The organism is uncultured Veillonella sp. (genome assembly GCF_934190855.1).
Classification (GTDB): domain Bacteria; phylum Bacillota; class Negativicutes; order Veillonellales; family Veillonellaceae; genus Veillonella.
On the sequence record NZ_CAKPTN010000043.1, the window covers coordinates 1 to 12,039 of the forward strand.

The window sequence follows — 12,039 nt, forward strand, 5'->3', positions numbered from 1 at the left end:
GTTTTTTTATTGTCAATTTTATGGTACAATCGATTAGTACAATATCGTAATATGTTAGCAGTTATCGTAAAGGATGAATATTTATTGTTAACCGTAAAGGGTTTTACTTTCACCATACGAAATTGACTAGAAAGATATGAGGCTATTCATGAACGAAAAAGACATTATGATTGAGGTCAATCATATGAGTCATATATATACTGATGAAAACGGCAATGATGTACGCGCTTTAGATGATGTGAATTTATCTATTAAGCGCGGCGAGTTTGTATGTATTATCGGTACTAATGGCAGTGGTAAAAGTACTCTTGCTAAGCATTTTAATGTGCTATTACAACCTAGCGAAGGTCACGTTAATGTATGTGGCTTTGATACGCGCGATGAAGTGCATATTTGGAATATCCGCCAACATGTAGGCATGGTATTCCAAAATCCTGATAACCAAATCGTAGCAGCTGTCGTAGAAGAGGACGTTGCGTTTGGTCCTGAAAATCTAGGTATTCCTAGTGATGAAATTAGAAAACGTGTCGATGCAGCATTAGAAGCTGTTAATATGACTGAATATAGAGAACATGGTCCTCACTTGTTATCTGGCGGTCAAAAGCAACGCATTGCCATTGCTGGCGTGCTTGCTATGAAACCAGACTGTATTGTTCTAGATGAACCAACGGCCATGCTCGATCCAAAAGGTCGTCGCGAAGTTCTGGAAACAGTTCATAAGCTCAATAAAGAAGAGGGCATTACTATCGTCTTTATTACGCACTTCATGGAGGAAGCCGTTACGGCTGACCGCGTTGTGGTTATGAAAAATGGTGTGAAATTACACGATGGTACACCTCGTGAAATCTTTAGCCATGTAGATACCTTGAAAGAGCTGGGCCTCGACGTGCCTGTAGCCTCTGAAATTGCTTTCAAATTAAATGCAAAAGGTTATGCAGTTGGTAGCAGCATTATAAACAATGAGGAACTGGCAGAAGGTCTTAAAAGCTCAAAACTGGCAGATCAATTAGTAAATTCTCGTCATGAGGCTACTAAGGTTGAAGAGGTTCATGCCAGTGAGCTGACGACTGATGCAAGAGGGGAGGGAACTCACTAATGGCGATTGTATTAGATAATATTACATACACCTATGGCATGGGAACCCCTTTTGAAAAGACCGCCCTTCATGGTATATCTCTTACTATTGAAACTGGTGAGTTTCTAGGTGTTATCGGTCATACTGGGTCCGGTAAATCTACCTTTGTACAACATTTAAATGGTTTATTACATCCTACGACAGGTACAGTAACTGTTAATGGTGTAGATATTAGCGCTTCCACAGAGGAGGCTAAAAAGATGCGCCATAAGGTAGGTATGGTATTCCAATATCCTGAGCATCAACTATTTGAAGAAACTATCGCTCAAGATATTGCATTTGGTCCTAAAAATTTAGGTCTTAGTGCTGATGAAGTAGATGAACGCGTTCGTGATGCCATGAAGTTTGTAGGCCTTGACTACAATACGTATGCAGAGCGTTCTCCGTTCCATTTGTCTGGTGGTCAAATGCGACGCGTTGCTATTGCTGGCGTAGTAGCAATGAATCCAGACTTTTTAGTTCTTGATGAGCCATCTGCGGGCCTTGATCCATTTGGTCGTGAAGAAATCTTTGAGGAAATCATTCGCCTCCATAAGGAGAAAGGGATTACGGTTATCCTCGTATCCCATAATATGGAGGATATTTCTCGCATGGCATCCCGTCTTGTAGTACTCGACAAAGGTCGCATTGTACTCGATGGGGAACCGATGGATATCTTTAATAATCATCGCGATGAATTACAAGCTGTTGGCGTAGATGTACCTCCAGTATCTGTAACTATGGAGTATTTGCGTGAACAAGGTCTTGATGTGTCTAACCGAGTTCTATCCGTAGATGATGCAGTACAAGCCATTCTAGAAGGAGGTAGCCATGTTAAATAATATAACTATTGGTCAATACTTCCCTGGAAATTCCTTCTTGCACCGCATGGATCCACGAGCAAAGATTATTGCTACCACTATTTTCGTAGTGGCCATCTTCTTGGCAGATTCCCCGCTAGCCTATGGCATTGTAGGTGGTTTTACAATCTTTGCGATGCTATTATCTCGCTTGCCATTGAGTCTTATGTGGTCTGCTATTAAACCACTTTGGATTATCATTGTATTTACTATGGGCATTCATATTTTTACGACACCTGGTAATACTATTTTCCAATGGGGCATTATTAATATCACCGACCATGGTGTGGCGATGGGCCTTCAAATGGCGGCACGATTAATTTTCTTAATCTTGTTTTCCTCGTTGTTGACGTATACTACATCTCCAATCCGCTTAACAGATGGTATCGAGCATTTGCTCAATCCATTCCGCTGTATTGGCGTTCCAGCCCATGAGCTGGCTATGATGATGACCATTGCGCTTCGTTTTATTCCAACATTACTAGATGAGACGGATCGTATTATGAAAGCTCAATCTGCTCGTGGTGCAGACTTTGTGACTGGTTCTATCATTCAACGAGCAAAGAATATGGTACCGCTCTTAGTACCATTATTTATCAGTGCTTTCAGACGTGCTGATGAACTGGCTATCGCTATGGAGGCTCGTTGCTATAGAGGCGGCGTAAATCGTACTCGTATGAAAGAATTACAAGTGACTTATGTCGATTATATCGGCGTCGGTGCTGTTATTTTGGTTACTATTGTACTCATCCTATTATGGTGGCTTGGCCTATGAGAAATTTACGAATCATAGTAGCTTATGATGGTACTGATTTAGCAGGCTATCAAAAGCAACCCGATGATAAGGGTTTAACAGTACAAGGCTGTTTAGAATACGGTTTATCAAAAATTTGTAATGAACCGATTCAAATCTACGGTGCCTCTCGCACGGATGCAGGGGTACATGCAAAGTTTCAAGTGTGCACCTTTCAAACCTCTGGTGCTATACCGGTAGAGAATATTCCACGGGCCATGATAGCTCATATCCCCAAGGATATAGTTGTTCGTGAAGCGGTGGAAATTCCACTCGATTGGAAACCGCGTTGGAATATATACGGTAAAGAGTATGTATATACCATCCATAATCAGCTCATTGCTAATCCGTTGACGAAACGATATCACTGGCATGTAAAGAAGCCTCTAAATATTGAACTCATGCAAGCTGCTGGTAATGAATTACTGGGTACACATGACTTTACGACCTTAAAAGGAACGAATTCTACACCAGCTGATCCCGTTAAGACTATTATGGGTATTCATGTAGAGGCAAAGGGGCCTCATGTGACTATTTCTGTAGTAGGTGATGGGTTCTTATACCATATGGTGCGTAATATTGCAGGCTTACTCGTAGATGTAGGTCTTGGTCGCCGTAAGGTAGAGGATATTAAAGGGTATTTAGCTGCTAAAGATCGTCGTGTGATAGGAAAAACGGCACCTGCCCAAGGTTTATGTTTAGAAGAAATCTTCTTTACTGAGGCACGGCAACAAGAGGTATTACGGAATAAATATTCTATATAATTTAAGAATAAATATTCTATATAATTTAAGAATAAATATTCTATATAATTTTATATAGACTCTTTTTTAAAAGAGTAATTATAAAACGATGAGCATAAATACTAAAAGGATACTACTAAAAAAGTAGTATCCTTTTTCTCTTATAAGTTTTAGTTATAATGCTCTAATTTATACCTATTATTATGAGAAATGATACATTGTAAACCTAAAGTATACATGATACAATGACGATATAAGACAGGTTCGTACTATACATATATAAAAATAGTAAGTTAGACTCTTGTCAGCAGTGTAATTTTTATCCTAAGGAGGGTGAATCTCTTGCAAAAACGTAAAGATTTTATCTGGAAAATGGGCGGCCAACAAGGTGAAGGTATCGAGAGTTGCGGCGAAATCATGGCGACAATCCTCGCTAAAGAAGGCTATTCCTTGTATAGCCAACGTTTATTTGCATCTCGTATCAAAGGTGGTCATACTACATTCGCATTGCGCGTAGCATTAGAACAAATTATGTCCATCGGTGAAGGCGTAGATTTCTTGCTAGCTCTTGACCAAGAAACTGTTGATATGCACGGTTCCGAAGTTCGTGATGGCGGTTACATCATTTGTGATAGCAAAGTAAAACCGGACTTCTCTAAATACGAAGGTACAAAAATCAATTGCTTATCCTTGCCAATCTCTGAAACAGCGATGAAACAAGGCTCCATGTTGATGCGTAACATCGTAGCACTTGGTATGTCCGTAGCACTTCTTGGTTTTGAAACTAAATTGTTCAAAGATGCTATTGCTGAACAATTCGCGAAAAAATCCCAAGAAATTATCGATAAAAACTTAGCTGCTTTTGACGATGGTCATGGCCTCGTAATGGAAAAATTAGGCGATGTTGAAATCGATACATTGCCAGCTCCTGGTAAGAAAGATCAAATGTTCTTATTAGGTAATGAAGCATGTGCTCTTGGTGCTATTGCAGCGGGTTCCCGTTTCATGGCATCTTATCCTATTACACCAGCATCCGAAGTTATGGAATTCATGATTAAAAACATGGACAAATTGGGTGCTACAGTTGTTCAAACAGAAGACGAAATCGCAGCATGCATGACAGCTATGGGCGGCGTATACGCTGGTGTTCGTGGCTTCACATGTACTTCTGGCCCTGGTCTTTCCTTGATGGCAGAATCCTTGTCTATGGCTTCCATGGCTGAATTGCCAATGGTTGTTATCGACGTTCAACGTTCTGGCCCATCTACTGGTATGGCTACAAAAGTTGAGCAATCCGATATTGATGCGGCTTGCTACAATGCACATGGCGATTACTCTGGTATCGTAATTTCTCCAACATCCATCGAAGAATGCTTCTATGAAATTCAAAAAGCTTTCAACTTGGCAGAAATGTACCAATGTCCAGTAATCTTTATGCCTGACTTACAACAAGGCTTGAATAAACAATCCGTTCCTTCCTTCGATTTGAACCGTGTACCTATCAACCGCGGTAAAATGATGAAAGAAGCAGAACTTCCTGCATTGGAACAACCTAAATACTTCAAACGCTTTGAATTGACTGAAGATGGTATTTCTCCTCGTACAATTCCTGGCATGAAAAATGGTCTATTCCTTTCCACAGGCTTAGAGCATAACGAAGAAGGTAAACCAGCAGAAGCGCCTACAATGCACGTAGCGCAAACTGATAAACGTTTCCGCAAATTGGAAACTGTAGCTGATAACTACGAACCATTCTTGAACAACGCTAAATACGACGAAGCAGACGTACTTGTTGTAGGTATGGCTTCCAGCCGTGGCGCTATCGAAGAAGCAGTTGCTGAATTCGATCAAGAAGGCGTTAAAGTTAACCACTTGCAATTGCGCTTGATTAAACCATTCCCAGCAAAACAATTACAACCATTCTTTGATGCTGCGAAAAAAGTGGTTATCGTAGAGCACAATAAAACTGGTCAATTGACTAACTTGTTTAAAATCAACATGCATCGGAAAAATAAAATTTCTAGCTGCTTAAAATACGATGGTAATCCATTCACAAAAAGTTATGTGAAAAATGCGATTAAGGAGGTCCTATAATATGGCAACAGCTAAAGATTACAGAAACGATATTCGTCCTAACTGGTGCCCAGGCTGTGGCCATTATGGGGTTCAAGCAGCGATTACTGACGCTGTAGTAGCGAAAAATATTCCACCAGAAAAATTAGCAGTAATTTCCGGTATCGGTTGCTCCAGCCGTATCGGTGGTTATTTCTACGCTTACGGTGCTCATACAACTCATGGTCGTGCACTTCCTTACGCTCAAGGCGTAAAACTTGCTAACCAAGACTTAGAAGTTATCGCATTCTCTGGTGACGGCGATGCGTTCGCTATCGGTATGGGTCACACTATCCATGCTTTCAAACGTAATGTAAACATGACATACGTTGTAATGGATAACCATGTATATGGTTTGACTAAAGGTCAAGCATCCCCTCGTTCCGACATCGGTTTTGTTACAAAAACAACTCCTCATGGTGCGTTCGAGTCCCCATTGTCCATCTGTGAAACTGCGATTGCAGCAGGTGCTACATTCGTAGCTCAAAGCTACATGATCAACCGTGAAGAACTTGTTGATTTGATTCAACAAGCTATGGACCATGATGGTTTCTCCTTCATCAACGTATTTAGCCCATGTGTTACATACAACAAACGCAATAGCTATGACTGGTTCAAAGAACATTTAGTAGCATTGCCTGAAGGCTATGATCCAACAGATCGTGCAGCAGCACTTAAAACTTTGGGCGATACAGATGGTTTGGTTACTGGTCTTATTTACCAAAATAAATCTAAACCTTCCTTCGAAAAATCCTTGGCAGCAGCTAATGGCGGCGCACACCCACGTCCATTAACTGAAGACGTTGTAAAACCTGACCAAGCATTATTCGACAGCTTATGTAACGGCTTCAAATAAGCATTAGCAGAACACTATAGATACTTGCTTATCTACATACTAAACGTGTCACCTTCGGGTGGCACGTTTTTTTGATATACTGATTTCTATGATTTGTCCCATGTGGTTATATAACGTGATATAATAAGGACATTGTATGATATTCATTGCAATTGTATCGTATTCATTGCAGAGGTTTTTATGAAAGCATACGAAAAGGGGATTAGTCTATCCATCTGGACTTTGAGTTGGCCTATATTTATTGAAGTGTTCCTACAGATGCTAGTAGGTAATATAGACCAATTGATGATGAGTCACTACTCACCACAAGCAGTGGCTGCGGTAGCTAATGCCAATCAAATTTTAAATATCTTTATTATGCTCATTATTGTGATGAGTACGGCTACGACGATCTTGATTGCCCAGTATTTAGGGGCTCGCAATCAGTCTAAGCTATCTGAGGTATGTACGGTCAGCTTGGTGCTGAATTTTTTATTTTCATCTATAGCAGCAGTATTCTTTATCACTTGCCATGAATGGATCTTCACGTGGCTCGGTATACCACCTGAAACGATGCGTGATACGTCGATTTATACGACCATCGTAGCGGCAGGGTTGCCGATACAGGCTATGTACTATGCATTAGTTGCTGTATTTAGAGGTCATTCACTAACGCGTATTACCATGTACATAGCACTCGTTATGAATGTAATCCATATTATAACGAACTATGTATTAATCTTTGGACATGGGCCAATACCAAGTCTTGGTGTACTAGGGGTATCTATTTCGACATGGCTATCTAAGGTAGTGGGCCTCCTGATTATCGCTTATACCTTTAAGAAGCTGCTTACTTTAGAGGTGAGTTTTACATTCTTAAAACCATTCCCGTGGCATACGATTAAGTCCTTATTGCATATCAGTGTTCCTTCTGGTGGGGAAACATTAAGCTATCAATTGTCTCAAACGACGATTATGAAAATGGTCAATATTTTGGGACTCGCAGTAATCAATACAAAGGTGTATGTATCCGTTATTGCTATGCTGTGCTATGTATATACAATAGCACTCGCCAATGCTTCACAAGTTATTGTTGGCTTCTTGATGGGGGCAAAACGCCAAGAAGAGGTAACTAATCGCGTATGGCATTCTATGTTTTTAGCGATTGCTATTAACGTAGGTCTTGCTACATTCTTCTATCTTGTTAGTGATTTTGTTCTTTCTATCTTTACTACGGATCCTGAAATTTTATCATTAGCCCATAATGTATTATTGGTAGAAATTTTCCTTGAACTAGGTCGTGCCGTGAATATCGTTATGGTTGGTTGCTTACAAGCAGCGGGAGATATTCGAACTCCAATGCTGGTAGGCATTTTGGGCATGTGGTTATGTGCCGTGCCACTATCGTACCTCTTTGGTATTTACTGGGGCTGGGGGCTCGTAGGCATTTGGGTTGCCATGGCAATAGATGAAATATTACGAGGTCTTTTGTTTGTGTATCGCTGGTATAGCGGTAAATGGAAAAATAAGAGACTTATTGAAGCTTAAATTTGAATTCCTGTTATTTTAATTAATTCTTTTATAGTTTGTAGATATATTTAGCATTACATTGGAGAGTGTACATTACTAGATATTGTGAAAGTAGGTTTATATGAGTAAGACAGTAGGTATTATTGGCTTAGGTTTATTAGGTGGTTCACTGGCAAAGGCTTTGAAGGCGTATACCGACTATGAGGTGGTGGGCTATGCTCGACGCCAAGAGGTTTGTGATGCTGCCATTCAGGATGGTGTGGTGAAAGCTGCTTGGACAGAGGTAGAACCATTGATTGAAAATGCAGATATCGTTGTGTTCTCCTTACCGCCAGATACAAATGCCCGACTCTTTATTGAGACGGCACATTTATTTAGGCGAAGGAAAACTTTGTTCGTGCTGTGTATGAGTCAATTCCTAAGGGGACGATTTTTGTATCTGTCCATCCTATGGCAGGCTCAGAAAAAGGTGGTTACGAAGTATCTCATAAAAACCTTTTTAAAGGTATGGGCTGGATCGTCCTAGAGGATAAGGCCTCTGAAGTATATAGTGAAGAGGTGGCTCAAGAGCTGGCTGAGATGGGCCGCGCCGTAGGTTCTCGTATTGAGTTCGTCGACATTTACGCCCACGATGCGTATCTTGCCATGGTCAGTCATATGCCTCATTTATTGGCGGCCATTTTGACGCAAGTTTCAGGTGGCGATGAATTAGGCGAATTACGTATGCGATTATCTGCTGGTGGCTTCCGAGATTGCACACGCGTAGCCGGCGGCTTGCCGTCTATGTGGCGTGAAATCATCTACGGAAATCGCCACAATGTCATTGAAGGTCTTACTCGTATTGAAGCTGAAATCCAACGTGTAAAAGAGGTGCTTTCACAAGAGGATGAAGGTCAAGCATTGGAATCCTATTTAGAACGCAGTCGTGATGTTCGCAGTAAGTTGCCGTATTTAACGGGACAAATTAAAGATAACTAACATAATAAAGAATTGTTAACATAATCAAGGTTATGTAGCTGAAGTGACATTGTTCATGTTCTAAAATGTGTATACTAATATTCTAAAAATATACTAATATTCTAAAATTACTAATATTCAAAAAGTAAACCGATATATTATTTAGTTAAGGGAGATAGTATGAGTTTGTTACAAGAAACTTGTGGCGCTATTGTAGGTCGCAACCAAGAGATTGAACAACATATAATCGATAGCTGGAATACAGCATCACCCATAGAGCAATATGGTCGACTCGTAAATGTAGTGGCCCAATATGGTTCTGCTACGAATCAAGAGACTTTGACTATACCTAAGCCATGCATGATTATCGCTAGTGCAGATCACGGTGTGGCGGATATGGGGGTTAGTGCGTATCCAAAGGAAACGACCGTTGGCATGACACAAAACTACCTAATCCCTAAAGGGGCTGGTGCCAATTCCTTAGCTAATTACTGTGGTGCTCAAATGGAAGTTATTGATATGGGCATTGATGCGGATATGAGTTGGGTACCGGGGTTACGCAGTCATAAACTTGGTATGGGCACGAAAAACTTTGTGGACGAGCCTGCCATGACACGTGAACAAGCGATTGAAGGTATCGAAACAGGTATCCGTCTCGTAAAAGAAAAAATCGACGAAGGCTTCAACGTATTTTTAGTAGGCGAAATGGGTATTTCCAATACGACCGCTAGTGCCCTTATGACCGCTAAGTTTGCGGGCCTTACAGCAGAAGAGGCAACAGGGCGGGGCACTAACATTTCCGACGAACGCCTCAAATTAAAGCAACGCATTGTTCATGATGTACTAGAAAAATATAAGGATATTCCAAAAGACGATGCTATTGGGATTTTATCCGCTGTAGGCGGTTTTGAATTTGCTTGTATCGTTGGCGTTATTTTAGGTGCGGCCGCTAATAATGGATTAGTTATCATAGATGGATTTAATACATCGGCTTGTGCATTAGTTGCTAAAACCTTAGTGCCAGAAGTCATGGATTATGTGATGGCATCTCATTTGTCGGCCGAAAAGGCAGCGAAGTCCTCTTTAGAAAATCTAGGCTTAGAAGCATATGTAGATTTGGGACTTTGTCTAGGCGAGGCCTCTGGTAGTTCGGTTCAAATGGGCATGCTAGATCTTGCAGTTCATATGTATTTGGCCATAACAGGAGGTAAGGCATGAGAACTTTTACTATAGAACCATTGCACGTACCCTCCATGGAGGAGTGCCGGTTACGTATTGATAATTTAACAAAACCAATTTATAGTTTGGCTACGCTAGAGCTTATAGCAGAACGCTTTGCAGGTATTTTGGCAGATCCTAAACCAAATCATTTGCGTTATGGTGTGCTCATTGTAGCTGCAGATCACTTGGTAGATGGTCCTCAAAATAGTCAGCATGGTAGTGAAAGCTACGCAGTCATCAAACGTTTTAACGAAGGCAGAACGGCTACGCAAGGGGCGGCATTTAAATTAAATGCAGACGTACATGTTGTAAACGTAGGTCTTGAACAAGATACTAGTGATTTAGAATATATTGATCAACAAGTCATTCGCAAAGGCTCTCATTTCTTCGGTGTAGAACCTGTCATCTCTCAAGATGAACTAGAGTGCGCTATTGAGCTAGGTTTTACTTATGCTGATAAATTACACAACGATGGCTTACAAGTCGTAGCTATCGGCAATATAGGGGAAAGAGCGTTCCTTGATTCCCTCGTAACGACTGCTACTATTACAGGCTGTGCCTATGATGATATTCTCGTTCATACCGAATGTGGCCCAACAGTAGAGCAAAGGGCTGCTCATATTCATTCCTTTGTAGATCGCTTTAACATTGCCGTTGATGATTGGTCTGCTTTGAGTGAAAGCGAGCGTCGTGATGCGGTATTACATTTGCTGCATGTTGCAGGTGGTCTAGATATTGCATTCTTAACTGGCTTTATCTTAGGTGCTGCTAGTCATCGTATGGCTATCGTTTTTGATAATGCCGTAACAGGTGCTGCTGTATTGGCCGCTGTTACTATTGAACCACTAGTTAAGGACTATGTATTCCCATCGGCTGCCTATGAGGAACCAATCCATAAGGAACAATGTCGATTCCTAGGTGTGAAACCATGCTTGCATTATAACTTACAAATCGATGAAGCCTTAGGTTCTACGATGGGGCTATCTATCATCGATGCATCTATGCATATGCTAAATGACATGAAAACATTCATCGAAGCCGAAGTAAGTGTGGCCGAAGATGGGGCAGGTAAAGGCCGACAAGCTGGTAAAAACTAGATTATTTACTAGTAAAATGAGCTTATAAGCTTGTAGAAATTAAGTAAGAAAAATGAGGGATTATAGTATCCCTCATTCTTAATTTGATATCTCTGTAAAATCAAAAATTTGTAGGAATTTCATGGAAAAACCATTGACACTATATGTGTAAATTGATATTATTATAAGGCAGTCAGGACATTCTCAATTTGTTCTTGACGACAGATTGATAATTATGTTATATTAATTATCGGTTCTGTATGCGGGAATAGCTCAGCGGTAGAGCACCGCCTTGCCAAGGCGGGGGTCGCGAGTTCGAATCTCGTTTCCCGCTCCATAAACATTCCTCGATAGCTCAGTCGGTAGAGCAATCGGCTGTTAACCGATCGGTCGTAGGTTCGAGTCCTACTCGAGGAGCCATTTTGACTCACTAGCTCAGTTGGCAGAGCACCTGACTTTTAATCAGGGTGTCCCGCGTTCGAGTCGCGGGTGAGTCACCAAATTAAAACTCACAAACTTCGGTTTGTGAGTTTTCTATCTCTATTTATAGAGTATTTGGTTATGATTGCAAGTATAAAATCTATGAAAAATAAATCGAAAAAATCTTTGAAAAAGAGGTTGACGATTTGGGATTAGATTGATATACTATACAAGTCGTTAGGGCTTTGAACTAACGTAACAGATCTTTGAAAACTGAACAATGATAGGTAATCAATCATATGATTGAACATATGCCAGAGTGCGGGTTTTGACAAAGTCAAAACCAACCATAATTCAAAGTTACTTAAATGTAACGAC

At 40.7% G+C, this 12,039-nt stretch carries 9 protein-coding genes, 3 tRNA genes and 1 pseudogene; all 13 read left to right on the forward strand.

Going from position 1 to position 12,039, the window contains the following annotated elements; all coding sequences use genetic code 11:
• Positions 1–148 precede the first annotated feature (148 nt).
• The 13 genes and pseudogenes from Q0F90_RS03955 (at position 149) to Q0F90_RS04015 (ending at position 11,741) form a co-directional block, all read left to right on the forward strand.
• Positions 149–1,096, forward strand: a complete 948-nt coding sequence (locus Q0F90_RS03955) for an energy-coupling factor transporter ATPase (protein WP_296003547.1) — start codon at positions 149–151, stop codon at positions 1,094–1,096.
• Entirely contained in the window at positions 1,096–1,956 is an 861-nt protein-coding gene (locus Q0F90_RS03960) for an energy-coupling factor transporter ATPase (protein ID WP_296003549.1), read from the forward strand. The genes Q0F90_RS03955 and Q0F90_RS03960 overlap by 1 nt, the downstream gene beginning before the upstream one ends.
• The gene (locus tag Q0F90_RS03965; RefSeq protein ID WP_296003551.1) at positions 1,946–2,749 is read left to right on the forward strand and encodes an energy-coupling factor transporter transmembrane protein EcfT; all 804 of its coding nucleotides are present in this window, start codon (positions 1,946–1,948) and stop codon (positions 2,747–2,749) included. The genes Q0F90_RS03960 and Q0F90_RS03965 overlap by 11 nt, the downstream gene beginning before the upstream one ends.
• The gene (gene truA, locus Q0F90_RS03970) at positions 2,746–3,531 is read left to right on the forward strand and encodes a tRNA pseudouridine(38-40) synthase TruA (RefSeq protein WP_296003552.1); all 786 of its coding nucleotides are present in this window, start codon (positions 2,746–2,748) and stop codon (positions 3,529–3,531) included. Before Q0F90_RS03965 ends, truA begins: the two co-directional genes overlap by 4 nt.
• A gap of 321 nt (positions 3,532–3,852) precedes the next feature.
• Positions 3,853–5,604, forward strand: a complete 1,752-nt coding sequence (locus tag Q0F90_RS03975; protein WP_296003555.1) for a 2-oxoacid:acceptor oxidoreductase subunit alpha — start codon at positions 3,853–3,855, stop codon at positions 5,602–5,604.
• A gap of 1 nt (position 5,605) precedes the next feature.
• Positions 5,606–6,478: a 2-oxoacid:ferredoxin oxidoreductase subunit beta gene (locus Q0F90_RS03980; RefSeq protein ID WP_296003557.1), complete on the forward strand. Its 873-nt coding sequence runs from the start codon at positions 5,606–5,608 to the stop codon at positions 6,476–6,478.
• Between the two features lie 180 nt (positions 6,479–6,658).
• A complete protein-coding gene (locus Q0F90_RS03985; protein WP_296003559.1) occupies positions 6,659–8,005 on the forward strand; it encodes an MATE family efflux transporter in 1,347 nt (448 codons plus the stop codon).
• A gap of 103 nt (positions 8,006–8,108) precedes the next feature.
• Positions 8,109–8,965: pseudogene (locus Q0F90_RS03990) on the forward strand (prephenate dehydrogenase).
• A gap of 159 nt (positions 8,966–9,124) precedes the next feature.
• Positions 9,125–10,162: a nicotinate-nucleotide--dimethylbenzimidazole phosphoribosyltransferase gene (locus tag Q0F90_RS03995; protein WP_296003561.1), complete on the forward strand. Its 1,038-nt coding sequence runs from the start codon at positions 9,125–9,127 to the stop codon at positions 10,160–10,162.
• Entirely contained in the window at positions 10,159–11,262 is a 1,104-nt protein-coding gene (locus tag Q0F90_RS04000) for a nicotinate-nucleotide--dimethylbenzimidazole phosphoribosyltransferase (RefSeq protein WP_296003563.1), read from the forward strand. Before Q0F90_RS03995 ends, Q0F90_RS04000 begins: the two co-directional genes overlap by 4 nt.
• 241 nt (positions 11,263–11,503) lie before the next feature.
• A tRNA-Gly gene (locus Q0F90_RS04005) sits at positions 11,504–11,578 on the forward strand.
• A gap of 7 nt (positions 11,579–11,585) precedes the next feature.
• Positions 11,586–11,661, forward strand: a tRNA-Asn gene (locus tag Q0F90_RS04010).
• 4 nt (positions 11,662–11,665) lie between these two features.
• Positions 11,666–11,741, forward strand: a tRNA-Lys gene (locus tag Q0F90_RS04015).
• Positions 11,742–12,039 lie beyond the last annotated feature (298 nt).